Annotated in this window: 22 protein-coding genes; 11 read left to right on the top strand and 11 right to left on the bottom strand. The window is 58.0% G+C overall.

What is annotated here, in order from left to right:
- Positions 1 to 39: 39 nt before the first annotated feature.
- Positions 40 to 1,137: a 4-hydroxyphenylpyruvate dioxygenase gene (gene hppD, locus SHIM_RS09330; RefSeq protein ID WP_054002382.1), complete on the bottom strand. Its 1,098-nt coding sequence runs from the start codon at positions 1,135 to 1,137 to the stop codon at positions 40 to 42.
- Positions 1,138 to 1,285: 148 nt separating this feature from the next.
- Between hppD and SHIM_RS09325 the strand changes: the two genes are divergently transcribed.
- Positions 1,286 to 1,741, top strand: a complete 456-nt coding sequence (locus SHIM_RS09325) for an Lrp/AsnC family transcriptional regulator (protein ID WP_054002381.1) — start codon at positions 1,286 to 1,288, stop codon at positions 1,739 to 1,741.
- A 16-nt stretch (positions 1,742 to 1,757) separates the two neighbouring features.
- Positions 1,758 to 3,641 carry a cation:proton antiporter domain-containing protein gene (locus SHIM_RS09320; protein ID WP_054002380.1) on the top strand — a complete coding sequence of 628 codons (1,884 nt, stop codon included), beginning with the start codon at positions 1,758 to 1,760 and terminating at the stop codon, positions 3,639 to 3,641.
- A 34-nt stretch (positions 3,642 to 3,675) separates the two neighbouring features.
- On the opposite strand, the gene cobT is transcribed toward SHIM_RS09320, so the two are convergent.
- Positions 3,676 to 4,686 (bottom strand): nicotinate-nucleotide--dimethylbenzimidazole phosphoribosyltransferase, encoded by a 1,011-nt coding sequence (gene cobT / locus SHIM_RS09315; RefSeq protein WP_054002465.1) that lies wholly within the window; start codon positions 4,684 to 4,686, stop codon positions 3,676 to 3,678.
- 77 nt (positions 4,687 to 4,763) lie between these two features.
- Between cobT and cobS the strand changes: the two genes are divergently transcribed.
- Entirely contained in the window at positions 4,764 to 5,528 is a 765-nt protein-coding gene (gene cobS, locus SHIM_RS09310; RefSeq protein ID WP_054002379.1) for an adenosylcobinamide-GDP ribazoletransferase, read from the top strand.
- A gap of 3 nt (positions 5,529 to 5,531) precedes the next feature.
- Here the strand turns inward: cobS and SHIM_RS09305 are convergent, their stop codons facing one another.
- From SHIM_RS09305 to SHIM_RS09280, 6 genes are all read right to left on the bottom strand, one after another.
- A complete protein-coding gene (locus tag SHIM_RS09305; RefSeq protein WP_054002378.1) occupies positions 5,532 to 6,302 on the bottom strand; it encodes a potassium channel family protein in 771 nt (256 codons plus the stop codon).
- A 101-nt stretch (positions 6,303 to 6,403) separates the two neighbouring features.
- Positions 6,404 to 6,922: a CarD family transcriptional regulator gene (locus SHIM_RS09300; RefSeq protein WP_054002377.1), complete on the bottom strand. Its 519-nt coding sequence runs from the start codon at positions 6,920 to 6,922 to the stop codon at positions 6,404 to 6,406.
- Between the two features lie 279 nt (positions 6,923 to 7,201).
- The gene (fdxA, locus tag SHIM_RS09295; RefSeq protein WP_054002376.1) at positions 7,202 to 7,540 is read right to left on the bottom strand and encodes a ferredoxin FdxA; all 339 of its coding nucleotides are present in this window, start codon (positions 7,538 to 7,540) and stop codon (positions 7,202 to 7,204) included.
- Positions 7,541 to 7,590: 50 nt separating this feature from the next.
- Positions 7,591 to 8,010 (bottom strand): RNA-binding S4 domain-containing protein, encoded by a 420-nt coding sequence (locus SHIM_RS09290; protein ID WP_241488825.1) that lies wholly within the window; start codon positions 8,008 to 8,010, stop codon positions 7,591 to 7,593.
- A gap of 4 nt (positions 8,011 to 8,014) precedes the next feature.
- Positions 8,015 to 10,891 (bottom strand): helicase-related protein, encoded by a 2,877-nt coding sequence (locus tag SHIM_RS09285; protein ID WP_054002374.1) that lies wholly within the window; start codon positions 10,889 to 10,891, stop codon positions 8,015 to 8,017.
- Between the two features lie 23 nt (positions 10,892 to 10,914).
- Entirely contained in the window at positions 10,915 to 11,577 is a 663-nt protein-coding gene (locus tag SHIM_RS09280) for a tetratricopeptide repeat protein (RefSeq protein ID WP_241488824.1), read from the bottom strand.
- On the opposite strand from SHIM_RS09280, the gene SHIM_RS09275 reads away from it, so the two are divergent.
- Together SHIM_RS09275 and SHIM_RS09270 are read left to right on the top strand one after the other, a co-directional pair.
- Positions 11,567 to 11,857, top strand: a complete 291-nt coding sequence (locus SHIM_RS09275) for an SCP2 sterol-binding domain-containing protein (RefSeq protein WP_054002373.1) — start codon at positions 11,567 to 11,569, stop codon at positions 11,855 to 11,857. The genes SHIM_RS09280 and SHIM_RS09275 overlap by 11 nt on opposite strands.
- Complete coding sequence (locus SHIM_RS09270; RefSeq protein ID WP_054002372.1) at positions 11,857 to 12,795, top strand: alpha/beta fold hydrolase; 939 nt, start codon at positions 11,857 to 11,859, stop codon at positions 12,793 to 12,795. The genes SHIM_RS09275 and SHIM_RS09270 overlap by 1 nt, the downstream gene beginning before the upstream one ends.
- Here the strand turns inward: SHIM_RS09270 and SHIM_RS09265 are convergent, their stop codons facing one another.
- On the bottom strand, positions 12,796 to 14,004 hold the full coding sequence (locus tag SHIM_RS09265; protein ID WP_054002463.1) for a DegT/DnrJ/EryC1/StrS family aminotransferase: 1,209 nt from the start codon (positions 14,002 to 14,004) through the stop codon (positions 12,796 to 12,798).
- Between the two features lie 163 nt (positions 14,005 to 14,167).
- On the opposite strand from SHIM_RS09265, the gene SHIM_RS09260 reads away from it, so the two are divergent.
- Positions 14,168 to 15,502 carry an MmgE/PrpD family protein gene (locus SHIM_RS09260; RefSeq protein ID WP_054002371.1) on the top strand — a complete coding sequence of 445 codons (1,335 nt, stop codon included), beginning with the start codon at positions 14,168 to 14,170 and terminating at the stop codon, positions 15,500 to 15,502.
- Here SHIM_RS09260 and SHIM_RS09255 read toward each other — a convergent pair.
- Positions 15,451 to 16,122, bottom strand: coding sequence for an HAD-IA family hydrolase (locus tag SHIM_RS09255; RefSeq protein WP_054002370.1), 672 nt, complete (start codon positions 16,120 to 16,122; stop codon positions 15,451 to 15,453). The genes SHIM_RS09260 and SHIM_RS09255 overlap by 52 nt on opposite strands.
- 137 nt (positions 16,123 to 16,259) lie before the next feature.
- Between SHIM_RS09255 and glmU the strand changes: the two genes are divergently transcribed.
- Genes glmU through SHIM_RS09240 form a run of 3 tightly spaced genes read left to right on the top strand, consistent with a single transcriptional unit; the run spans position 16,260 to position 20,112 of the window.
- Positions 16,260 to 17,615 carry a bifunctional UDP-N-acetylglucosamine diphosphorylase/glucosamine-1-phosphate N-acetyltransferase GlmU gene (glmU, locus tag SHIM_RS09250; RefSeq protein WP_054002462.1) on the top strand — a complete coding sequence of 452 codons (1,356 nt, stop codon included), beginning with the start codon at positions 16,260 to 16,262 and terminating at the stop codon, positions 17,613 to 17,615.
- Entirely contained in the window at positions 17,615 to 19,438 is a 1,824-nt protein-coding gene (gene glmS / locus SHIM_RS09245) for a glutamine--fructose-6-phosphate transaminase (isomerizing) (RefSeq protein WP_054002369.1), read from the top strand. Before glmU ends, glmS begins: the two co-directional genes overlap by 1 nt.
- A complete protein-coding gene (locus tag SHIM_RS09240) occupies positions 19,435 to 20,112 on the top strand; it encodes a DNA alkylation repair protein (RefSeq protein WP_054002368.1) in 678 nt (225 codons plus the stop codon). Before glmS ends, SHIM_RS09240 begins: the two co-directional genes overlap by 4 nt.
- A gap of 4 nt (positions 20,113 to 20,116) precedes the next feature.
- On the opposite strand, the gene SHIM_RS09235 is transcribed toward SHIM_RS09240, so the two are convergent.
- On the bottom strand, positions 20,117 to 20,551 hold the full coding sequence (locus SHIM_RS09235) for a hypothetical protein (protein WP_054002367.1): 435 nt from the start codon (positions 20,549 to 20,551) through the stop codon (positions 20,117 to 20,119).
- An 83-nt stretch (positions 20,552 to 20,634) separates the two neighbouring features.
- Between SHIM_RS09235 and moaA the strand changes: the two genes are divergently transcribed.
- A complete protein-coding gene (moaA, locus tag SHIM_RS09230) occupies positions 20,635 to 21,639 on the top strand; it encodes a GTP 3',8-cyclase MoaA (protein WP_054002366.1) in 1,005 nt (334 codons plus the stop codon).
- 142 nt (positions 21,640 to 21,781) lie between these two features.
- Complete coding sequence (locus tag SHIM_RS09225; protein ID WP_054002365.1) at positions 21,782 to 24,238, top strand: response regulator; 2,457 nt, start codon at positions 21,782 to 21,784, stop codon at positions 24,236 to 24,238.
- Positions 24,239 to 24,287 lie beyond the last annotated feature (49 nt).

The raw sequence follows: 24,287 nt of genomic DNA, 5'->3' as shown, positions 1-24,287 counted from the left end.
TCGCTCCGTTGGACCGGATTTCTTATTGTTATTTCGGGATCACTCGGCGGCTTGGATCTCGCCGTTGTCGATCTGCTCTTGCTCGATGGATTCAAACAACGCTTTGAAGTTGCCCTCGCCAAAGCCGTCGTCGCCCTTGCGCTGGATGAATTCAAAAAAGATCGGGCCGATCACGGTCTTGGAGAAAATCTGTAGCAGAATACGGGTTTCGCCGCCGTTCACCACGCCTTCGCCATCGATCAGGATGCCGTGTTTCTTCATACGATCCAGCGGCTCGTCATGGTCTACAACGCGGGTTTTGCTGAGGTCATAATACGCTTCCGGCGGGCCGGGCATGAACTTGATGCCTTTGTCGGCAATCGCATCAGTCGAGGCATAAATGTCATCAGACCCAACTGCGATGTGCTGAATGCCTTCGCCGTTGTATTTCTTCAGGTAGCTGACGATCTGTCCGGTTTCGCCGCGGTCTTCGTTGATCGGGATGCGGATCTTGCCACAAGGCGATGTCAGCGCGCGCGACAACAGGCCGGTGAATTTGCCTTCGATGTCAAAAAAGCGGATTTCGCGGAAGTTGAACAGATCGCCGTAAAAGCGGAACCATTTGTCCATATTGCCTTTGAACACGTTGTGGGTCAGGTGATCGAGGTAGAAGAACCCGTCGCCTTCGGGCTTGGAGGTCACGATCCAGTCGAACTCGTCGTTGAACGGCGACGTGTCGAAATACTGGTCGGTGAAATAGATCAGAGAGCCGCCGATGCCTTTGATCGCAGGCCAAGCCAGCGTCTTGTCATCCGCGTCATAGGCTTCGGCGCCTTTTGAAATCGCGTGCTCATAGGCTTTCTGCGCATCCACAACGCGCCAGCCCATCGACGGCGCACAGGGGCCGTGCTCTTCAACAAACCGCAGCGCAAAGCTACCTGGCTCGTTGTTCAGAATATAGGTCACATCGCCCTGCTGCCACAGCTCGATGGCTTTGGTCTTGTGGTTGGCGACGTGTACGTAGCCCATTTTTACAAACAGATCGCGCAGTTCCTGCGGCTCAGGGTGAGCAAATTCAACAAACTCGAAACCGTCGGTCCCGGCAGGATTGTAGTCGGTAATCTCGGCGCGCGGGGCGTCGTGGGGGAATGGACCCATTGGGGGCGTCTCCTGAAGTGAGTGAATTCGTTCGCTTTGATAAGATTATACGCAAGCTGACGCGGGTTTTCCGCAAAGTGACGTGCATTCGTCGCAATTTACGCGTACCATTGGCGACAATTGACACTTTCATGCGAAATATCCGCACATGCTTGATGACACCGATATGCGCCTGCTTTCGGCGCTTCAGAAAAACGCCCACCTCACGGCACAGGAGTTGGGGGATATTCTCAACCTGTCAGCCTCTCAGGCGGGACGCCGCCGCCAGCGTTTGGAGGGCGAAGGTTTCATCGAGAGCTACGTGGCGCGGCTTAACCCCAATCGGTTGGGCCTGTCGGTGCAGGCCTTTGTGCAGGTGCAGCTGGGCACACATGGCCCCGAACAGGCGCAAAGCTTTGCGACCCTGATCGACACACGCCCCGAAATCGTCAGCGCCTGGACCATGACGGGGGACGCGGACTACCTCTTGCGCGCCTACTGCGACGATCTGAGCGCGCTCAACCGCTTGATTCACGAAGTGCTTTTGCCGCATCCAGCGGTCAGTCGCGTGCAAAGTCAGATCGTGATGGACCAACTCAAACGCGACGCCCCTTTGCCGACCTGAGGCCACTAGGAAGACCATGGAACACGCACTTTATACGGCCAGTATTTTTCTGCTAACAGCGGTGATCGCGGTGCCGATTTCGGCGCGGCTCGGGTTGGGCTCGGTGCTGGGTTATTTGGCGGCGGGCATTTTGATCGGACCGGTGTTGGGCCTTGTGGGCACCAGCGAAGCGGGCGAATTGCTGCACTATGCGGAATTTGGCGTGGTGATGATGCTGTTTCTGATCGGGTTGGAGCTTGACCCCCGCGCGCTTTGGGCGATGCGCGACAAACTGATTGGCCTAGGCGGGTTACAGATCAGCCTTACGGGGGTGGCCGTGATGGTTGTGGTGATGGCCGTTGGTTATCCGATCAACATCGCCGTGGCCTGCGGCATGATTTTCGCGTTGAGTTCCACCGCGATTGTGCTGCAAACCCTGACGGAAAAGGGTCTGATGCAAACCGGCGGAGGACGCAGTGCCTTTGCCGTCTTGTTGACACAGGACATCGCCGTGATCCCGATGCTGGTCATTCTGCCGCTGTTTGCGGACACTTCCCTGACCAAGATTGCTGCAGACGGATCCATCAAGCTGGCTCAGGACCACAGCCACGAGGGGCTTTCGCTGGTACAGGGTTTGCCCGGATGGGGCGCGGCGCTTGTGACGTTGGGAATGGTGTTTGCGATTGTCATTGGCGGTCGCTATCTCACGCGTCCCGTATTTCGGTTTATCCACGCAGCACGTTTGCCGGAGATGTACACCGCACTGGCGCTTTTGATTGTTGTCGGCATCGCCTTTTTGATGTCCCTTGTGGGTCTGTCTGCCGCGCTTGGCACATTTCTGGCGGGCATGCTTCTGGCCAACTCTGAGTTCCGCCACGAGCTGGAAAGCGATATCGCGCCGTTCAAAGGCCTCCTGCTTGGCCTGTTTTTCATCATCGTCGGTGCGCAGATCAACTTTGACGTTTTGTTGCGCGACCCACTGCGCATCGCTGAAATCGTTGTCGGCTTGATCGCTTTAAAGGCGTTGATCCTGTTCTTGATTGGCCGCGCCTTTGGCCTTCGGGGACGCAGCCAATGGCTCTTCACGCTGTCCCTCGCGCAAGCCGGCGAGTTTGGTTTTGTACTCATTACAACCGCGACCGCGCAAAATGTGATCCCGCAATGGTTCGGCGAGGAACTGTTGCTGGTTGTGGCGCTCAGTATGCTGATCACGCCGTTGCTGTTCATCATCTATGATGTGATTTCCAAACGCATTGGTGACGGGGCGGACACCAAGAAACATACACCCGATGAAATCGACGAAACCGGACCGGTGATCATCGCAGGCATTGGCCGTTTCGGGCAGATCGTGAACCGTCTGGTGCGCTCTGCCGGATTCAACACTGTGGTTCTGGATCATAACATGCAGGCCATCGAGACCATGCGCCGCTTTGGTGTCAAAGGCTTCTTCGGCGACCCAACACGACCGGAAATGTTGCACGCCGCCGGACTTGCCAAAGCACACGTTTTGGTCGTGGCAATGGATGATCCCGAGGCTGCTGTCAGGTTGGTGAGTTTTGCACGTCGCGAACGGCCAGATTTGCACATCGTAGCGCGAGCACGAGATCGCACGCAGGTGTTCAGGCTGTATGATGCGGGCGCCAATGACATCGTACGCGAAATGTTTGACAGCTCTTTGCGGGCTGGCCGCTATGTGCTCGAAAACGTCGGGCTCAGCGAATATGAGGCCGCGCAGGCAGAAAAGACTTTTTTCCACCACGATCGCGATGCGGTTCGGGAATTGGCACAACTGTGGAAAGACGGCGTGCCGTCGTCACAAAATCCGCCGTACATGGCCCGTGCCCGCGCGCTCGAAGACGAGCTGCAAACCATGCTGATGGCGCAGCTTGACGAAGAAAAAGACGACGATCAGCAGGCCTGATGCGGCCTGCCTCAAGGTTTGCCGATAGCCTGACTTAGCCGTCCGACACGCCAGCCTCGGCAAAAGTCGCCATGCCGGAATGGCAGGCCACAGCCGATTTCAGAATGTTGATCGCAACAGCCGCACCAGATCCCTCGCCCAGGCGCATACCAAGGCTAAGCAGCGGCGCTTTGCCCAACTGGGTCAGCACGGCGCTATGCGCGGCTTCGGCGCTGACGTGTCCTGCGACCACGTGATCCAACGCGCCAGCAGCTGCGCTTTCCAGCGTTGCGGCGGCAGCCGTGCAGATAAACCCGTCCATAATCACCGGAATTCGCAGGCTGCGCGCGCGTGCAATCGCCCCCGCCATTGCGGCCAACTCACGCCCACCAAGAGTGCGCAGCGCCTCCATGCCTTTGGGTGTGCCATGCAGGGCCACGCCTTCGGCAACAACGCGGGCTTTGTTCGCCAGTCCCGCGTCGTCCACGCCGGTGCCACGGCCCACCCAATCGGCGGCGTCTCCGCCATAAAGTGCGTTGGCAATTGCGGCGGCGCTTGTGGTGTTGCCGATGCCCATCTCGCCCACGACCAGCAGATCGCTTTGCGCATTCACGGCAGACCAGCCTGCGGCCAATGCCGCCACTACCTCGGCCTCGCTCATCGCTGCTGTTTGGGTGAAGTCCGCAGTCGGTGTATCCAAATCCAGCGCCACAACATCCAGAGTCGCGCCCGCCGCTTTGGCCAGTTGGTTGATGGCCGCGCCGCCGTGTTGAAAGTTCAGCACCATCTGCTCGGTCACTTCAGCTGGGAAAGCTGAAACACCTTGTGCGGTCACGCCGTGGTTGCCAGCAAATACAATCACCTGTGGCGCTTCGATCGCAGGGCGCCCAGTGCCGCGCCAGCCGCCATACCAGATCGCCAGATCCTCCAATCGGCCCAAAGCACCGGGGGGTTTGGTCAGCTGGCTGTTGCGCTCTTCGGCTTCGCCCAGCGCCTTTTGATCCGCGCCGGGGGCGGTTGCGAGCAACGCCTGAAACTCTGCCAAAGTGGTGAAATCTGCGGTCATGGACGAGGCTCCTGTTGTGTTTTTGGCTTTCTGGTTGTTTACCTGAATGCCAGCCCCCCACAAGACAGGAAAGAGACATGGGCGCGTCCGGTTCCGACACCTTATTGATCCACCCCAATGACCCTGCCACCGCGCTGGCGTTGTTGACGCGCCTGCCGATCAAGGCGCGGTTTGAGCGCAGCGCACAGGCGGCGTGGGCTTATCCACTGGCCGGTGCCGTGCTCGCCAGTCTGGCCAGCCTGCCCATGCTGGCAGCCCTTTGGTTGGGCCTGCCCGATTTGATTGCCGCGGTGATCTTTGTCGCGGCCATGGTCATTCTGAGCGGCGCCATGCACGAAGACGGGCTGGCCGATACTGCGGATGGGCTGTGGGGCGGCTGGGACAAGGCGCGGCGGCTGGAGATCATGAAAGACAGCCACATCGGCGCTTATGGTGTGATCGCGCTGTGCCTGTCGCTGGCTCTGCGCTGTTTGGCGGTTGCGACCTTGCTTAACGCAGAGTGGGCAGCGGCCTATCTCATCAGCGTTGCCATGCTGTCGCGCGCGGCGATGCCTTTGGTGATGACCGCCCTGCCCCATGCCCGGGCCGACGGGTTGTCACATGCACAAGGCCGCGTGCCGCGCAAAACCGCACTCGCCGGCCTGACGGTTGCCACCGCTTTTGCATATTTGATGATAAGCTGGATGGCTTTGCCACTTGCGGGACTGTGTTTTGTCTGCGCGGCTCTCTGCGCGGCCACAGCGCGGGTGAAGATCGGCGGGCAAACCGGCGACATACTTGGCGCAACGCAACAAGTGAGCGAAATCAGCCTGTTGATCGCACTAAGCGCGCTGATGGGCTGACGCTCAGGCGCCTTTGGTTTCGATACGCACGACTTCACCGCAGTGTTTGCAGTGGACCGCGTCAGGATCATGCCGGGTCAGACCACACGCATGACAGTCCGCCACCACCTTTAGCGGCATAAAAATCGCTTGCGCCGTACGAACAAAAAGCGCGACGCCTACCACCATCACAAAGACAGAAAACAACTTGCCCGCGGGCGACCCCAATGTGATGTCGCCAAAACCAGTCGTCGTTAGCGTCGCCACCGTGAAGTAAAGCGCATCCACATAGGGGGTGTCCGTCAGCGTCTCGTCTATGAAAAAAACCAACGTCGTTGTGGTGGTGATGGCCACAAAAACAAACAGGTTGATACAGGCGATCACAGCATCTTCGTGCTGGCGAAACCAGCGGCTGTCCTGCCGAAGATCATACAATAGATGATAAGAGTGGACTAAGCGCAAACCACGCAGCACACGCAAAAACGCGAGATTCCCCTCCATCAGCGGATCAAGGATCAAAGTGGCAATCACAATGATATCTGCAATCGTGTAAAGCCGCGTAAGCAAAAACCTCCGGTCCTCGGACACCCACCATCTTGCGATGAGGTCCATCAGGATCACACCGCCCGTCGCCCGGCTGACCAGAGTCAAAAATGCGCCCTGCTCGACGTGGGCGGTGAAGATAAAAAACAGGATGGTTACGAAGTCAAAAACAATTAGCCCGTAACGAAACCGCACCGACCCACGTTCGTGGCCGGTATAGAGCTCGGTTAAACGCGCCTTGAGATCATCCATCCAAAACCCCTCGTTGTTTTACTTAAGCAAATCAGGGCAATACGTGCAACGAAAAGGCCGCCCCGATTGGGACGGCCTTTTGCGCGTCAATTTGGGTTTGCTTAGGCTGCAGCAGGGGCCCGCGACATCAACACATCGCCGATCTGTGTGGCAGCGGCAACTTCGTCACCCCCCGCCACGGCCGATACTTCGCGTGTCAGACGCTCAAGCGCTGCTTCATACAGCTGACGCTCGGAGTAGCTTTGCTCGCGCTGATCGTCAGTGCGGTGCAGGTCGCGCACCACTTCGGCAATTGCAATCAGATCACCGGAGTTGATCTTTTGCTCATACTCTTGCGCACGACGCGACCACATCGCACGTTTTACCTTGGCTTTGCCCTTGAGCGTCCTGAGCGCTTGGTTCACCACGTCTGGCGAGCTGAGACCGCGCATGCCGATTTCGGTGGCCTTGTTGGTGGGCACCCGAAGGGTCATCTTGTCTTTCTCAAACGAAATTACAAAAAGTTCCAGCTGCATGCCGGCAACTTCTTGTTCTTCGATGTTGATGATTTGACCGACGCCATGTGCTGGATAGACCACATATTCGTTCGGGCTGAATTCGTTCTTCTTGGCTTTGCTCATGCAAACTTTCCTAGGCTAAGACCCCATGTCACCAGACAAAAACACACGCACGGGAGACGGAGGTTTCCCGTTCGCTGTGGCTCTGGCGTAAAAAACCACCCTTGGCATATTATGCGCAGGGATGGCTGCAGGCAGTTATCGGTATATGACAAACATATAACACAAAAAACGCCCCCTTAAAAGTGCTGCACACTCAAAGGTCCGTTTTGGCCCGTTTTCTCAACCGCTTATCAGCAATTTCATGCCCCCAAGCCGTTGTTTGCCGGGCGAATCGGCTGCTTAGCCGCCTTCACCCGGTGCTTCGGAGAAGTATTTCTCCATTTTGCCATCTTCGCCGTCGCGCTCTTCTGCTTCGGGCAGTGGGTCTTTCTTGGTGATGATCACCGGCCAGACCTCGGAATACTTGCGGTTGAACTCGACCCATTTTTCCATATCCGGCTCGGTGTCCGGACGGATCGCATCCGCCGGACATTCCGGCTCGCACACACCACAGTCGATACACTCGTCGGGGTGAATCACCAGAAAGTTTTCACCTTCGTAGAAACAGTCCACAGGACAGACTTCGACGCAGTCGGTGTATTTGCAGGCTACACAGTTTTCGGTGACGACATAGGTCATGGGTTAGCTCATCAAAATTCGGATCACACGTCTGACTAAATCAGCCCGCCTCAATCTTCAAGCCGCGACATGCGCATAAGATCGAGATTGCGTCGGTCGCGTTTCGTGGGACGACCTTTTCCGTCAGAGCCCGGCCCACGCGGGACAGGGTCCTCTTTTGGGGTCAAATCATCGTATAATGTTTGCGCCTCAGCCGCTGGCCCGCGGCGTGTACCTGTTGCCAGCACCTTGATAACGCGAATTTGACGCGCCTGCGGGAAGGTCAGCACATCTTCTGAGCCTATGGTGTGGCTGGCTTTGGAAATCTTCTGGCCGTTGACCCGCATATGCCCGCCGGTCACAACCTTGGCCGACAGGCTGCGGGTCTTGAAGAACCGCGCCTGCCATAGCCATTTGTCCACCCGCAGTTTCGACGGCCCGGATTGGGGTACGTCTGACATCGACGGGTCAGGTTTGGACGGAGCGCTCATGCGCTCAATCCTTGGTCTTCAACCCCATAAGCGCAGCGGCAAACGGGTTGTCAGGGTCGATGGCCTTTTCCTTTTTCGGTGGGCGGGCCTCGAATTTCTTCGCGCCAGTGTCGCGACGCGGGCCACCTTTGCCTTTTGGCTTGCCACCTTTGCCCCGCGGACCGCCCTGACCTCCATCACGACGTTGACCAGCTTGCTGACCGCCGCCACGGCGTTGGTTGTTGCGATTGCCACCTTGACGGTTGCCTGCCCAGTTAAAGGTATAAAAGGTCTCGATTTCCGGCTCAGCAGCGTCCGCCGCAGGGGCCTCGACCGGTGCTTCGCCGTCGGTGCTTTCCGCTGGCGCTGTTTCCGCCGCAACCGACTCCTCTTCAGGGGTCGTCGCTTCCGGTGCGTCCGCTTCTGGTGCGTCAACAGCAGCCGCATCCGGCTCGCCGCCTTCGGCAGGCGCAGTTTCGGCAGTCTCAGCCTCAGGGGCCGCGACGGCGGCCACGGGTGCGGCTTTCGCTTTCTCCCGCTCGCCTTTCTCGGCCTTGTAGCCAAGACCCTGCATCAGGTCGGCAAATTGCTCCAGCGTCATACCAGTGATCGACAACATGTCCGCTTTGGCTTCAAATCCGCCACGGCTGTCCTCGGTGCGCAGCATGTCGGCCAAGCGTTCCAACATATCGATGCGGATCGCCCGCTCGCCTGCGGCACGATAGCCCGCCATCGTGTGATAGCCACGTGGCACACCTTCGCCTGCGGGCACAGTGACCAGACCGGGGGGCGGTGATTCAGGGAATTCCTGTAGCCCTTGGGACAGCGACCACAGCACCAGACGCAAACGTGTGGGCGCAGGTTTGAGCAGCAACGGCATAAATATCGTGAACTGGCCAAAGCGGATGCCGTGTTTGCGCAGCGCGCCACGGGCGTCCTGATCCAGCTCTTTAACTTCGGTGGCCACGTCGCCACGCGCGATAAGGCCGAGATTTTCGACCATACGGAAGGCAAAGCCCCGCGCCAGACCGGTCAGCTCTTCGTCGCGGCTGAGGTTCAGCAACGGTTCAAACAGCGCCGCGATCTTGCGATCCATAAAGTGCTGCAAACGACGCTCGACCTTTTGCGCCACATCGGCACCGGCTTCGTCATCGACAAACACTTCGACCACAGGTTTCATAGGTTCCGCACCTGGCACCAATTTGCCAACCGCGTGTTCACCCCACATCAGACCGCCCTGTTCGGTGAAGTCGATCTCTGTGTCGGGCGCGTTGTAAAACCTGTCCGCGCGCAGATGGAACTGCGGCGCCAACGCCTGCAAGCTCGCCGTCTTCAGCGTCTTGGCTTCTTGCCCGCTGGCTTCCTTGTCCGCAATAAAACGGAACCCTTCGAGGCGACCAACGAATTCTCCTTCGACGGTCACGTCACCTTTGTCATTCACTTCGGCCAAAAGGGCCTCCTTCTGTTTGAGCCGGCGCAAAAGCACAGATGTGCGCCGGTCCACAAATCTTTGAGTCAGGCGCTCGTGTAGCGCATCCGACAGGCGATCTTCTACAGCGCGAGTCTCGCCACGCCAATGGTTTTCGTCATGCACCCAGCCTTTACGTTGTGCGACATAGGTCCATGTGCGGATAAATGCCAATCGTTTGGACAAAGCGTCAATATCGCCGTCCGTTCGATCGATGCGTTTGACCTGTCGGGCCAGCCAATCGTCCGGAACTGCCCCGCTTTGATGCAAATAGCCAAATATCTGCTCTACCAAATTGGCGTGTTCAGCGTGACTGATTCCCCGAAAATCGGGAATCCGACAGACATCCCAAAGCAGCTTTACCGACGGTGCGTCGCTGGCCCGCGCTGTAACTTCGGCTTCGCGCGACACCATTTTCAATGCACCCAGATCGTCCGCTTCACGCGCTTTGACGAGCAATTCGTCGTCCGGACTGGCTTCTAGTGAGCGGATCAGCGCCTCGACGGTGCCAAATTCAAGCCGGGGATTGCGCCAGTTGAGCTTTTTCACCGGCGTGAAACGATGCTCCATGATGGCTTCGGCCACGGGTTCGGGCAACTCGGGCGCCTCGCCGGTCACCCCAAACGTCCCGTGGCTCATACCGCGCCCGGCACGCCCGGCGATCTGCGCCAACTCATTTGGCGCGAGCGGCCGCATCCGGCGCCCGTCAAACTTGGTGGTCGAGGAAAACGCCACATGGTCGATATCAAGGTTGAGCCCCATGCCGATGGCATCCGTCGCCACCAGAAAATCAACGTCGCCGTTCTGATACATCTCCACTTGTGCATTGCGCGTGCGGGGGCTGAGCGCGCCCATCACCACCGCAGAACCGCCTTTTTGACGGCGCAGAAGCTCGGCGATGGCGTAAACATTATCCACCGAAAAACCGACGATGGCAGAGCGCGGTTGCATCCGGCTGATCTTGCGGCTGCCGGAATAGCTGAGCGTGGACATGCGTTCGCGTCGCATGAATTGCGCCTCGGGCACCAATTCTGAAATGGTGCCGCGCATGGTGTCGCTGCCTAAAAACAAGGTCTCGTTTGTTCCGCGCATCCGCAGCAAACGGTCGGTGAAAACATGACCGCGCTCGGGATCTGCACACAGCTGGATCTCGTCAATCGCGACAAAATCCGCGCCCAGCCCCTCGGGCATCGCCTCAACCGTGCAGACCCAATATTGCGTGCGGGGCGGCACGATGCGTTCTTCGCCGGTGACCAAAGCCACCACCGACGGGCCACGCGCGGCAACAATCCGATCATAAACCTCGCGCGCCAAAAGCCTGAGCGGCAGACCAATCACACCTGTGCGATAGCCCAACATACGCTCGATAGCGTAATGCGTCTTGCCCGTGTTGGTCGGGCCAAGCACGGCGGTGATTTGGCGGTATGAGGACATCAGATGTGCTTGCTCAAAAGGGCTCAGGTCTCGCGACCCAAAACCAGCCGTTCGAGTCTTTCCAATGCTTCTGTTAGGCCCGCCTGATGCGGATGTATAGCCTTGACCTGCATGTATGCCTCATAGGCATCGTCAGGGCGGTCCATTTCATCAAGCATCACAGCCAGCCCCATTAACGCATCAAAATGCTGCGGGTTAAGCGCCAACACATGTTCGAGATCGCCAATCGCGCGGCCATAAGAATCGATCTCGAAAAACGCCCGCGCCCGCAACGCCCAACCGGCGGCAAAGTCAGGCGCGTGGTCTGTCAGCGCGGTCAGATGGTCAATCGCTTGGGTATATTCGCCAGCTTCCATCGCCTTTTCCGCACGCCGCAGCAGGAAATCCGCGCTGGCGGAGCCGGACTTGTCCCATTCCCGCCGGATGCGGTCCGCAAGTGTTTCGGCCAATCCCGCATCTGCGTCACGCAGCTGCAACATCATGCTATCAAGGTCCTGCGGAACCGGAGACCCCTCCTGCGCCAAGGCGGGAAAGGTGAAAAAAACTGCTGATGCGACGGCAAATGCCGCAACGACATGTTTGAGATGATGAGTGAAGTTGACCATAACGTAAACGAGTATACCCTGCGTATCAGCGAATCCCAAGATGCGCACAACAAGTTGAAGGATCAAACTGATGAGCGACATTATCAATACCGCAGTTGCGGCCCTGACAGAAAAACTGGGCGGTGATGCATTTGACGGTTCCGCGAAATTTGCCATCGAAGGCGAAGGCGCGATTGTGATCGACGGCGAAGGCGTGCGCGCAGGCGACGACGAAACCGACGTCACCATGACCGCAGACGTGGAAACCTTTCAGGCGATCCTCGCAGGTGAGTTGAACCCAACCGCAGCCTTCATGGGCGGCAAGCTGGCAATCGACGGCGACATGGGCGCCGCGATGAAACTTGGCTCTGTACTGGGCTGATGGCTTTGCAATCCGCACCGTTTCATCAGGATGTCGCTGACGGGCCAACGGCGCTTGCCTATTGGCTGACCGCGTCTGATGACGTGCGGATTCGGGTCGCACATTGGCCCAAAGAAAACAGCCGGGGGACGGTTCTTATGTTCCCCGGTCGCACCGAATATGTCGAAAAATATGGCCGCGCGGCGGCCGAATTTGCCGATATGGGCTATGAAACGCTGGGCATCGACTGGCGTGGACAGGGCCTTGCTGATCGGCTGATCGACGATCCGCGCGCCGGTTATGTGCAAGACTTTCCCGACTATCAAAAAGACATTGCCGCCTTTGTCGCCGCTGCCGAAGAGCTGGACCTGCCAAAACCGTGGTTCCTTGTGGCGCATTCTATGGGCGGATGCATCGGCCTGCGGGCTGTGATGCAGGATCTGCCGGTCAACGGCGTTGTGTTCTCCGGCCCGATGTGGGGCATCAAAATGGCCCCTGCTGTCAAACCCGGCGCTTGGGTTTTGATGCGGCTGGCGTCGATCTTTGGCTTTGCCGAGAATTTTGCGCCTTCTACGGGCCCGGAAACCTACGTTGTGCAGCAGGATTTTGACGGCAACACGCTGACCAATGATCGCGACATGTATGATTATATGCGCGCGCAGGTCACCAGCTATCCGGAATTGGCGCTCGGTGGTCCGTCGCTGCATTGGCTGCGCGAAGCGATTGCCGAATGCAAACTTCTGGCTGCCAAACCCAGCCCCGACCTGCCTTGCCTGACATTCATGGGCAGTGATGAACAGATCGTGACGCAACGCGACATCACCAACCGCATGGCGCGTTGGGAAACAGGCACGCTTGAAATCATTCCCGGCGGACAACACGAAGTCCTGATGGAAGGCCCCGATGTGCGCGCCGATGTGAGCGCAAAAATCGCCGCCTTCTTTGACGCCAATCGCTGATCAATCTGCCTGATAAACCGCGCCGACCTCCGCACGGATGATCCGCGCAATAAGGGCGCAATCCTCGACTGAAAACGTCAGAGGAATGCGCATGTCCAAAATCCCCTTTAGCACGCGATCCGTGGCAGGCATCGGCGCGCTTGGCGCATAGCGCCAGCTGTCATAACGCGAGGTAAAGCCCGTCGGCTCCGCCCCGCCAAACCACTTGAGTTCTACTCCTCGGTCGCCACAACGGCGCAGCACCTCTGCAATCTTTGCCTCATCCCAATCCAGCAACAGAAATTGGATCGAACTGCCAACGTATTGCTCACCCTCGGGCCTCTCCACCACATTTAGACCCGGCGTGCCGCGCACGCCCTCTAGCATCGCATCATGACGTGCATTCCACGCGGCAACCTGTTGATCCAGCTCACGTAATTGTGGCCGCAAGATCGCAGCGCGCAGATTGTCCATCCGGCCAGAAACATTTGGTGTGTCGTATTTCACACGCTCAAACACGTCCGGCGCGGGCGCGGCCGCGTGGCGTTCATAGAGCATGTAAGACCCAGAAAGAATGACGGCACGCGCCATCGCCTCCGCGTCATCGGAGATCAACAAGCCTCCTTCGCCCGAGTTCATGTGTTTGTAGGTCTGCGTCGAATAACACGCCATCACCCCGTAACGACCTGAGGCGACACCGCGCCAGCCCCCGCCCATCGTATGGGCGCAATCTTCGATCACCTTGATACCCTGCGCATCGCAAAGCACCATCAACGCATCCATATCGCAAATATGCCCCCGCATGTGGCTGAGCATCAAAACATCCGCCTGATCCGCCTTGGCAGCGAGATCGTCCAGATCAATCACCAACTCCTCGGTCACGCCCACAAACACTGGTACGGCGCCCACACTTGCAATCGCCCCCGGTACCGGCGCCAGTGTAAAGGCATTGGTCAGAACTTTGTCGCCGGGTCTGACCCCGAGTGCGCGCATCGCACAGCCCATTGCGTAGCCGCCCGAGGCCACCGCAAGGCAATATTTCGCGCCGGTCACTGCCGCAAATTCCTGCTCCAGCAACGCCACCTCGCCCAACTCTCCGGGCGCAACGTTGTAGCGGTGCAAGCGGCCCGATTGCATCACCGAAACAGCCGCCGCAATGGCGTCGTCAGGGATCGGTTCCTGTTGGGTGAAATTGCCGGTGAAAACTTCGCGGCTTGTGCTCTCGCTCATCACGCCCTCTGCGCTGTTTGTGATGTCCAAGCATTACGCCAGAGCCGCAAGCGCTGCAATCACCTGCTGTCCGCGGCGCCAAATACGACGCAAAAAGTCGGCTTCGACCTCTTTTTGCACCCTGCCTTTGTTAGGCTAAGGACATCAAACGCGTGAGGAAAAGATGGGCGACGCCATTGCCTTTGTGCACGACCTGACCTGGAGCGACCTGCCGGATGCTGCCCAGAAACAGGTGGAACTCAGCCTGCTGGACCTGATCGGCGTGGGCGCTGGTGGGCTGGCCACACGTCTTTCGCAAATCATCCGCCAGCACGCACACGAAGAATTTGGCGGCGCCATTCCGATGCTGTTTGATGGCCGGACGGTCTCCGCCACTGGCGCCGCCCTTGCGGCGGGCATGACGATTGATGCGCTGGACGCGCATGACGGCTTCAACCCTGCCAAAGGCCACATCGGCGCGCCGATGTTTCCGGCGGCGTTGGCGCTCGGCCACGAGGCAAGTGTGTCAGGGCGGGCGTTTTTGGAAGCAATTGCAATGGGGTACGAGTTTGGCGCGCGCGCTTCTGTGGCGCAACACGCCACCGTACCCGACTATCACACCAGCGGCAGCTGGGGTGCTGTGACGGCCGCAGCAGCAGGCGCGCGACTTTTGGGAATGGACCGCGACACAACCCGCCACACACTCGGCATCGCCGAATATCATGGCCCCCGCAGTCAGATGATGCGCTGCATAGACCACCCGACAATGGTCAAAGACGGCGCCGGCTGGGGTGCGATGACCGGCGTCTCCGCTGTCAAATTGGCGCGTTTAGGGTTCACTGGCGCGCCCGCCATCACCGTGGAACAATCGCCCGAGTTCTGGGCGGATCTTGGCACCCGCTGGTATGTGCAGGAGCAATATTACAAGCCCTACGCCGTTTGTCGCTGGGCGCAGCCGCCGATGGAGGCAGCCATCGCGCTACAAGCCAAACACGGATTTTCTGCAACCGAGATCACGGCCATCGATATCGAGACTTTCCACGAAAGTGTGCGGTTGGCGATGCCCAATCCGACCAACACCGAGGAGGCACAATATTCAACGTCCTTCCCTGTGGCAATCGCCCTCAGCCGTGGCAGGGTCACGCCCAACGACATCTCAGACGCCGCCACCCAAGACGCTGATTTTCAGGCGCTTTCCAGCAAGATCACGATGAAAGAAAACGACACCGCCAACGCCGCTTTCCCGCAAAAACGCTTTGCACGGGTGCGCATCAGAACCGCGTCAGGTGGGGATTTTCAAAGCGATTGGCACGAACCCAAATGGGACCACACCGCCCCACCAACTGAGGGCGAGCTGCGTGCCAAATTCCATGCGTTGGCTGATCCCGTGTTGGGTAGAGTTTCCGCCGATCACATCGAAGACACGCTCGCAAACCTCATCGCTTTGCCGCTCTCTGCGCTGTCTGATCAGCTGTTGCGCCCAATCAATGCTTCGACGACCAAGGGCAACGCGCCGTAATCATCCAAAAGCGCTTCCGGCTCAAGAGCCGCCATGTCGTCGCCTGAAGGGCCAAATGTCACCAAAACCGAAGGCACACCGGCGGCTTTGGCGGTGTTGCGGTCGGTGTCGCTGTCGCCAATCAAAATCGTCTTTGCCGGATCGCCGCCCAAACGCAGCACCGTTTCGCGCAAAGGCGCAGGATCAGGCTTGCGCACAGGCAACGTATCCGCCCCGACCAAAGCCCCAAACAAATCCCGCGCGCCCAGTGCCTGCATCAACTGCTCTGCCAGCGCTTCGGGTTTGTTGGTACAGATGCCGACGCCGTACCCAAGCGACGACAATTTCTCAACCGCATCCAATGCACCAGGGAAGAAATATGTGTGTTCGGCAATTTGGGCGCCATAGGCCTCAAGCAACATTGGATAATAGCGATCAACCTCTGCGGCCTCAAAACGTCCCAAACGCGTCAGCCCCTCGGTCAGCATCCGTCGACCGCCGCGCAGGGCCACGCCAGCGTCGCTGGACACGTCAAGAACGTCCCCGAACCCCATGTCCCGAAAACAAAAATTGGCGGCAGCGATCAAGTCGCCGCTGGTGTCTGCCAAAGTCCCGTCCAGATCAAAAACCACCGTCCGCATCTGCTGCCTCACCCTCGGTATACGCGCTTATCCGCGCAATGCTGTTACAGGGCGCAATCAGTTTTGATGGCCCTTGGCCTTGCGCCCCTGCTGCACTCCGATAAAACGGGCGCAACCGAATTCAAAGAGAAAACATGATGAGCATTGCACTTGTCATCCTGGCCGCAGGCAAAGGCACCCGGATGAATTCTGATTTGCCAAAGGTTCTGCACCAGATCGCAAACGCGCCAATGTTGGTGCACACGCTTCAGGCCGGCGCAGCGCTGAGCCCTGCCCGTACCGTGGTTGTTGCCGGTCATGGCTTTGACGCGGTTAAGGCCGCCGTTGAGGAATATGACACGGACGCCACTGTTGTTTTGCAGCAAGAGCAAAACGGCACTGGCCACGCGGCCAATATGGCGCGCGCGGCCTTGGCGGATTTTGACGGCGACGTGATTGTGCTGTTTGGCGACACCCCGTTTGTGACGGCGGAAACTCTGGAAAAAATGATCGTGGCGCGGGACAACAGCGCGGTTGTGGTGCTTGGCTTTGACGCCGCTGATCCCGGTAAATACGGGCGTCTGATCATGCAGGGCAACAGCCTTGAGAGGATCGTCGAATTCGCTGATGCGTCAGATGAAGAACGTTCAGTAACCTTCTGTAATTCCGGCGTTATGTTGGCAAATCGTGCGGTGATGTTTGATCTCATCGACGCGCTGGGTTCGGACAATGCACAAAGTGAAATCTATCTAACTGATATCGTCGGCATCGCCCGCGATCGTGACCTCGCCGTGACCGCTGTAACCTGTGACGAGGCCGAAACACTTGGCATCAATTCCCGCGCACATTTGGCGCGGGCCGAGGCGGTCTTTCAACACCGCGCCCGCGCCGAGTTGATGGATTTGGGCGTGACCCTGCAACAGCCAGAAACCGTGATGCTGTCCTTTGATACCGTCATAGGGCGCGACACAGTGGTGGAGCCGAACGTCTATTTCGGCCCCGGCGTTACGGTTGAATCCGGCACGCGCATCCGCGCCTTTTCTCACCTTGAAGGCTGCCACGTTTCGCGCGGCGCAACGGTCGGGCCTTACGCCCGGCTGCGCCCCGGAGCCGAGCTGTCCGAGAACGTGCACGTCGGCAATTTTGTCGAAATCAAAAACGCCGAGGTCGGCGAAGGCAGTAAGATCAACCACCTCAGCTATGTGGGGGATGCAACCGTCGGCAAGGGAACCAACATCGGCGCAGGCACGATCACCTGCAACTATGATGGCGTCATGAAACATCACACCGAGATCGGCGACAGTGCCTTTATCGGGTCCAACACTATGCTGGTCGCGCCCGTGCGAGTAGGTCATCAGGCAATGACCGGATCCGGATCAGTTATTACCAAAAACGTTCCAGACGCCGCATTGGCACTGGCCCGCGCCGACCAGGTGACAAAGCCCGGCCTTGCGGTCAAATTGTTCGAAGTTTTAAAGAAAAAGAAGCTTAAACGCGACCGGGAGAGCAAATAATGTGCGGAATTGTAGGGGTCCTTGGTGACCACGAAGTCGCTCCGATACTGGTAGAAGCTTTGAAACGGCTTGAATATCGCGGCTATGACAGCGCGGGCATTGCCACCGTAAACCAAGGCGATCTTGACCGCCGACGGGCGGTTGGCAAACTGGTCAACTTATCAGATCTTCTGGTGCACGAACCCCTGCGCGGCAAATCCGGCATTGGCCACACCCGCTGGGCCACCCACGGCGCGCCCAATGTGGTAAACGCCCACCCGCACCGCGCGGGCCCGGTGGCGGTGGTGCACAACGGCATTATCGAAAATTTCCGCGAATTGCGCGAGGAACTGGCCCAATCCGGCATCAGCTTTGTCACCGACACCGACACGGAAACCATCGCGCTGCTGACGCAGCGCTACATCCTTGATGGCTTGTCGCCTGCCGACGCCGCTTTGAAAACTCTTTCCCGTCTGGATGGCGCCTTTGCGTTGGCTTTCCTCTTTGAGGGCGAAAACGACCTGATTGTGGCCGCGCGCAAAGGCTCACCTCTTGCCATTGGTCATGGTGATGGTGAGATGTTTGTCGGCTCCGACGCGATTGCGTTGGCGCCGCTCACAGATCGCATCACGTATCTCGAAGAAGGCGACAGCGCGGTATTGACCCGCAACAGCCTGACGATCCGCGACGCCAACGGCGTGCTGGCCAACCGGGCTATCAAACAGATTCGTATCGACCAGACCCGCGTCGACAAGGGCGGCCACAAACACTTCATGGCAAAAGAAATTGCCGAACAACCCACAGTTTTGGGAGAGGCCATTCGCCACTATATGACCGCTGATGGCGCCGACATCGCCCTGCCCGGCGAGACATTGGATTTCACCAAAATCAACCGCCTGACGATGGTGGCCTGCGGCACGGCCTACTACGCATGCCTGACGGCCAAATACTGGTTCGAACAGCTCGCAGGATTGCCCGTCGAAGTCGACGTGGCCTCTGAATTCCGCTACCGCGAACCGCCGGTGACGGATGGCACGGTCGCGCTGTTTGTCAGCCAATCGGGCGAAACCGCGGATACGCTGGCGGCGCTGCGCTATTGTGAAGGCAAAGCCGACAAGATCCTGTCGGTGGTGAACGTGCCCGAAAGCTCGATCGCGCGCGAAAGCGACATCGCCTTTCCGATCCTTGCAGGCACCGAAATCGGCGTGGCCTCGACCAAGGCTTTCACCTGTCAGTTAACTGTGCTTTTGATGCTCGCCCTCAAGGCCGCCATACAGCGCGGAACGATGGACAAGGCCCGCTTTTCCGAGCTGCTGACCTCGCTGAGCGCACTGCCGGGAATGGTCAACATCGCACTTGAAGCCGAACCGCAAATGGCTTCGGCTGCCCGCAAGCTTGCGGAGGCGCGCGATATCTTATTTCTGGGACGTGGCCTTATGTATCCTCTTGCCCTTGAAGGCGCGCTAAAACTAAAAGAAATCAGTTATATACATGCCGAAGCTTATGCATCAGGTGAACTGAAGCACGGCCCAATCGCGCTGATCGACAAACACGTTCCCGTGGTGGTTCTTGCCCCCCGCGATGGACTTTTTGACAAGACCGTTTCTAACATGCAGGAGGTCATGGCACGGTCCGGAAAAGTCCTTTTGGTGTCTGATCACGCCGGTTTGGATGATGGCGCCGAAGGCACGTGGCTGACGATCCAGATGCCGACCGTCGATCCGGTTTTGACCCCGATCCTCTATGCAGTACCGGCCCAGCTTTTGGCCTATCACACGGCGATGGCCAAAGGCACTGATGTGGACCAGCCGCGCAACCTTGCTAAATCGGTGACAGTAGAATGACTTTTGATGATGCACTTGTCGCGCTCAAGGCGCATGTGGAACCCGGGCGCGCCAAAGGAATGGCCGCCTATCACAAGCAAACCCGCGAAGTTCTGGGCATTGCCAATCCGGCGCTCAATGATCTTACCAAAGCCTGGCGCCAAGATCTAAGCGTTGAGGACCGCGTGACGCTGGCCGCCGACCTGTGGGCCAGCGACATATTCGAAGCCCGCCTGGCCGCATCCAAACTCTTGACGCAAGCCCGGATCCGGCCCGACGAGGCCACTTGGGACCTGATCCAGAGCTGGGTGCCGGAGTTTGACAGCTGGGCGATTGCCGATCATGCCTGCATGGCGGGGCAGAAACGTCTGGTTGCTGACCCAAGCCGCATTGATCAGGTCGAGGCCTGGACCACGTCAGAACATATGTGGACCCGCCGCGCGGCGCTGGTGATCACCCTGCCCTGGACCAAGCAGAATTTCCCAAAATCTCAGGAACTCGAAATCCGGGATCGCGTGCTTGGATGGGCGGCCAGCTATGTGCCCGATCACGGCTGGTTCATCCAAAAGGCCGTCTCTTGGTGGTTGCGTGATCTAAGCAAACACGACCCCGTGCGCGTCACCGCGTTTTTGGAAAAGCACGGCGATGCGATGAAACCTTCGGCCGTAAAAGAAGCCAGCAAATACCTGAAGTGACGCGCTATTGCGCGATCACTTCAACTTCGGTCAGCTCAGTCAGCGCCAGCCCCAAAAGATGCATCGCCTGAAGTGACATGCGGCTGCCTGCCCCGCTTGCGCCATCAATCGGGATCAAGGTCACCGCCACCCATTTGCCTTTGTAAGTAACCCGTCCGGGGCGCGTCGTGGTCACCAGTGGCGTCTTGAGCCACGATCCCGTTTCTGCAGCATCTCCGAGCGATACAACCGTGCGTCCGAGGGACCCCGGCGCGGCCTCGGGTCGGGCGGTCTCGCCGCCTTCGTCCAAGGTCTCAGGGGTCATGACCGCGCTCGCGTCAGATGTCTCCGCAGTGGCTGTCGATCCAGCCGCTTCCGGTTTGGGTTTCAGTATGTCGGGCATGGCAAGGTCACAGCCTGCCACGGCCACACAAGTCAGCAATAACACAGAATACTTCATACGGCAGATCATGCACGTGAGCGTGATGATCTACAACCTTCGCAGCACTTGCCCCTTTGCCTTTTCAAGACTAGCGTTTGGGTATGACAGCTCCATTGATTGACCCATTTCAGCGCGCGATCTCATATTTGCGCGTCTCGGTAACAGACCGCTGCGACTTCCGTTGCGTCTATTGCATGTCCGAAAATATGACTTTCCTGCCTAAAAAAGAGCTTTTGACGCTCGAAGAGTTGGATCGCATGTGTTCGAGCTTTGTCCGCTTGGGCGTTCAAAAACTTCGAATCACAGGCGGTGAGCCTTTGGTGCGGCGCGATATCATGACCTTCTTCCGGTCGATGAAGCGGCATCTGGACAGCGGCGATCTTAAGGAGTTGACGCTGACGACAAACGGCAGCCAGTTGGAGCGCTTTGCTGGTGAGCTTGCCGACTGCGGCGTGAAGCGCATCAATGTGTCCCTGGACACCAACGATGAGGCAAAATTCGCCGACATCACCCGCTGGGGTCGCCTTCCGCAGGTCACGCGCGGGTTGGATGCGGCGCGCGAGGCGGGATTGCAAATCAAAATCAACGCAGTGGCTCTCAAAGGCTTCAACGAAGACGAGCTGTTTTCTTTGGCGGAATGGTGCAACGAGCGCGACATGGACATGACTTGGATCGAGGTTATGCCGATGGGCGATCTCGGCAACGAGGATCGTCTTGATCAATACTGGCCGCTCAGCGATCTTCGCGCGCGATTGGCGGAACGCTACACCCTGACCGAACTGTCAGAAAGCACCGGCGGCCCCGCCCGCTATGTGCGGCTTGAGGAAACCGGCCAGAAGATCGGCTTTATCACACCGCTCACGCATAACTTCTGCGAAAGTTGCAACCGCGTGCGCATCACTTGCACGGGTCAGATTTACACCTGCCTCGGTCAGGAAGGCATGTCGGATCTGCGCGCACCTCTGCGTGGCAGCGAGAGCGATGCCCCACTTGAAGAGGCCATCCGCGCCGCCATTGCTCTCAAACCCAAAGGTCATGACTTTGACTACTCCCGTCAGGAAGTGGCAGGCCAAATGAGCCGCCACATGAGCCACACCGGCGGCTGAAGACAGTCACATCGGCGGCTATTGGCACTTTTTTGCGCGACAAGTCGCGCAAATCCTCGCGTTACATCGTCGTTAATGGATGGTGAACACCTTGCTGACATAGTCACAGTGGATTGAGTACCTCAACAAGGTTCCTGACCGGATGATTAGTAAAACCGTTTTTCTCTCGACCTCTCTTGTTGGCCGTTCCAAAGCCTATCTCCCTGTTTTGTTTGCGACCCTTCTTTTGCTGGCTTTTGCGATCTATGCCGAGCGTCAGGAAACCTTCATCGCGAAGCAGGAACAGAGAAACTCGGTTCATAGCGAGACCAGCATTCTTCGGGCTCAAGTTGAAGGGCAGACAAACGGCGACATTTTCCTGCTCCGGGGATTTGTGGCGGCCATTCGGGCCAACCCGGACATGTCTCAGGCTGAGTATGAATTTCTCGCAGATCAGGTCATGGGCGGGCATAGCGAATTCATCAACATCGCTGCAGCCCCCGACCTTGTGATCAATCGGGTCTATCCCTATGAGCCAAACAAGGCTGCTCTGGGGTTGGACTACCACAAAAATGAAGCGCAGCGTGAAGCCGTATACCGCGTGCGAGATTCGGGCAAAATGGTTCTCGCAGGGCCTGTTAATCTGGTGCAGGGCGGCGTCGGCTTTATCGCGCAATTTCCGATCTGGTCCGACATGGGCCACGAGGCCCAGTTTTGGGGTATCATCTCCGCCGTCATCGATGCGGAAAAACTGTATGCGCTGTCAGGCCTGACAGATCCGGACCTCAACGTGGATCTCGTTCTGGTCGGACGAGATGGCACCGGTGCACAGGGAGAGGTGTTCTTTGGCGATCCTGCGGTGCTCGATGATAATCCGGTCATCATGGACATCCAACTCCACACAAGTACCTGGCAACTGGCAGCGCGCCCCAAAGACGGCTGGATTACTAAGGCCGCCAACTACTGGCGCACACGGGGCTTTTTCCTCCTAATCGCTGTGTTTATTCTGGGCCCGATCCTTGCGGCCAGCCGCCTGTCACAGACCCGCCAAAAAATGATTGACCAACTTGAACAGCGTGACGCCGAGGTCGAAAGGTTGTCTCTCGTTGCAAAACACGCCACTGACAGCATTCTTGTCTACGATCCCAAAGGCAATATCACTTGGGTCAACGACGGATTCTCGCGGTTGACCGGCTATTCCTTTGAGGAGGCCGTTGGTCGCCACCCGGGGATGCTTCTGAACGCGCCGGAGACCTCTCAGGACGTCGTCGACGCCATTCGAGAGCATCAGGAAAACGGCCTTCCTTTTCAGAGCGAACTGCTCAATCGGACAAAGTCCGGCGATCAATTTTGGGTTCACATCAACACGTTCCCAATATTGGACGAGGATGGGAACCTGGTGATGTCGATTGGCATCGAACGCGAGATCACCGAAATAAAGCGGCACGAAGAAGAACTCGCCCTCGCCAAATTGAACGCCGAAGAAGCCGCCCGCGCGAAATCGGAGTTTCTGGCAAACATGAGCCACGAAATTCGCACGCCAATGAACGCGATCATTGGCATGGCGGAGCTGCTTTCGGATGAGGACCTAGGAGAAGAGAACAACCAATCTTTGGAAACCATCAGAAGCTCTGGTCAGGCCTTGCTGACGATTATCAACGACATTCTGGACCTGTCCCGCCTCGAAAGCGGAAAACTTGAAATCTCCAAGGTTGATTTCAATCTTCGAAACGGCGTGAACGGCGTTGTCCACCTGCTAAAGCAGAAAGCAGATCAGAAAGGCATTGCGCTTGAGGTTTCATATGCCGATGACCTTCCGGAAACGCTGCACGCAGATGACGGTCGTGTGCGCCAAATTTTGGTAAATCTGATCGGAAATGCGGTCAAATTCACCTCAAGCGGTGGCGTCTATGTCCATGTGCGATGCGATTTCGATGATCCCTACACCATCTGTTTTGAGGTCAAAGACACAGGCATTGGTGTTAGCGACGCTCAGGCGGAACAAATTTTTGAGCGGTTCTCACAAGCAGATACTGCCACGACACGTGCGTTTGGCGGCACAGGTCTGGGGCTGACGATTTCTTCCATGCTGGCAAATCGTATGGGGGGCGCAATTGCGCTCTGCTCCGACTACAAAGATGGCGCTTGCTTTGACGTCTCAATCCGCGGCTTTGCCCCAACCGGAGAAGTCAGCGCCGAGCCACCCGCGGTCGAGGCTTCCCAAACAGCGCTGGATGGCATCACGATCCTTTTGGCTGAGGACAACAAAACCAACCGCCTGTTGATCCGAAAATTTCTCGCCGCGCATCCGGTCACCTTGCTTGAGGCCCAAAACGGGAAAGAAGCAGTAGATTTATGCAAAGAAAATGAGCCGGATATCATTCTGATGGACATGGCTATGCCAGAGGTGGACGGTCTGCAAGCGGCGCGCCTCATACGTCAGCTACCCATCCCACAACCGCCCATCATCGCGCTGACCGCCAATGCCTTTGCTTCGGACAAACAGGCGTGTCTGGATGCCGGGATGGATCTTTTCTTGTCAAAACCAGTGAGCAAGAGCGCCTTGTTGGCGGCGATGGCTGCCAAACTGAGCCCGCCCGCGCAGCGCAAACAGGCTTGAAATCCTCCCAAAACGGGGGCCTTCCCCGCGCACAAAGCGCGGAGGAGGC

The organism is Shimia sp. SK013, from assembly GCF_001292625.1.
GTDB lineage: Bacteria > Pseudomonadota > Alphaproteobacteria > Rhodobacterales > Rhodobacteraceae > Shimia.
Note: the sequence above shows the minus strand (reverse complement) of the source record. Positions and strands in the feature narration are given on the sequence as shown.

Excerpts from the sequence above, each read along its gene's own strand:
- hppD (WP_054002382.1), bottom strand. The coding sequence starts at position 1,137 with ATGGGTCCATTCCCCCACGACGCCCCGCGCGCCGAGATTACCGACTAC.
- SHIM_RS09325 (WP_054002381.1), top strand. The coding sequence starts at position 1,286 with ATGCTTGATGACACCGATATGCGCCTGCTTTCGGCGCTTCAGAAAAAC.
- SHIM_RS09320 (WP_054002380.1), top strand. The coding sequence starts at position 1,758 with ATGGAACACGCACTTTATACGGCCAGTATTTTTCTGCTAACAGCGGTG.
- cobT (WP_054002465.1), bottom strand. The coding sequence starts at position 4,686 with ATGACCGCAGATTTCACCACTTTGGCAGAGTTTCAGGCGTTGCTCGCA.
- cobS (WP_054002379.1), top strand. The coding sequence starts at position 4,764 with ATGGGCGCGTCCGGTTCCGACACCTTATTGATCCACCCCAATGACCCT.
- SHIM_RS09305 (WP_054002378.1), bottom strand. The coding sequence starts at position 6,302 with ATGGATGATCTCAAGGCGCGTTTAACCGAGCTCTATACCGGCCACGAA.
- SHIM_RS09300 (WP_054002377.1), bottom strand. The coding sequence starts at position 6,922 with ATGAGCAAAGCCAAGAAGAACGAATTCAGCCCGAACGAATATGTGGTC.
- fdxA (WP_054002376.1), bottom strand. The coding sequence starts at position 7,540 with ATGACCTATGTCGTCACCGAAAACTGTGTAGCCTGCAAATACACCGAC.
- SHIM_RS09290 (WP_241488825.1), bottom strand. The coding sequence starts at position 8,010 with ATGAGCGCTCCGTCCAAACCTGACCCGTCGATGTCAGACGTACCCCAA.
- SHIM_RS09285 (WP_054002374.1), bottom strand. The coding sequence starts at position 10,891 with ATGTCCTCATACCGCCAAATCACCGCCGTGCTTGGCCCGACCAACACG.
- SHIM_RS09275 (WP_054002373.1), top strand. The coding sequence starts at position 11,567 with ATGAGCGACATTATCAATACCGCAGTTGCGGCCCTGACAGAAAAACTG.
- SHIM_RS09280 (WP_241488824.1), bottom strand. The coding sequence starts at position 11,577 with ATGTCGCTCATCAGTTTGATCCTTCAACTTGTTGTGCGCATCTTGGGA.
- SHIM_RS09270 (WP_054002372.1), top strand. The coding sequence starts at position 11,857 with ATGGCTTTGCAATCCGCACCGTTTCATCAGGATGTCGCTGACGGGCCA.
- SHIM_RS09265 (WP_054002463.1), bottom strand. The coding sequence starts at position 14,004 with ATGAGCGAGAGCACAAGCCGCGAAGTTTTCACCGGCAATTTCACCCAA.
- SHIM_RS09260 (WP_054002371.1), top strand. The coding sequence starts at position 14,168 with ATGGGCGACGCCATTGCCTTTGTGCACGACCTGACCTGGAGCGACCTG.
- SHIM_RS09255 (WP_054002370.1), bottom strand. The coding sequence starts at position 16,122 with ATGCGGACGGTGGTTTTTGATCTGGACGGGACTTTGGCAGACACCAGC.
- glmU (WP_054002462.1), top strand. The coding sequence starts at position 16,260 with ATGAGCATTGCACTTGTCATCCTGGCCGCAGGCAAAGGCACCCGGATG.
- glmS (WP_054002369.1), top strand. The coding sequence starts at position 17,615 with ATGTGCGGAATTGTAGGGGTCCTTGGTGACCACGAAGTCGCTCCGATA.
- SHIM_RS09240 (WP_054002368.1), top strand. The coding sequence starts at position 19,435 with ATGACTTTTGATGATGCACTTGTCGCGCTCAAGGCGCATGTGGAACCC.
- SHIM_RS09235 (WP_054002367.1), bottom strand. The coding sequence starts at position 20,551 with ATGAAGTATTCTGTGTTATTGCTGACTTGTGTGGCCGTGGCAGGCTGT.
- moaA (WP_054002366.1), top strand. The coding sequence starts at position 20,635 with ATGACAGCTCCATTGATTGACCCATTTCAGCGCGCGATCTCATATTTG.
- SHIM_RS09225 (WP_054002365.1), top strand. The coding sequence starts at position 21,782 with ATGATTAGTAAAACCGTTTTTCTCTCGACCTCTCTTGTTGGCCGTTCC.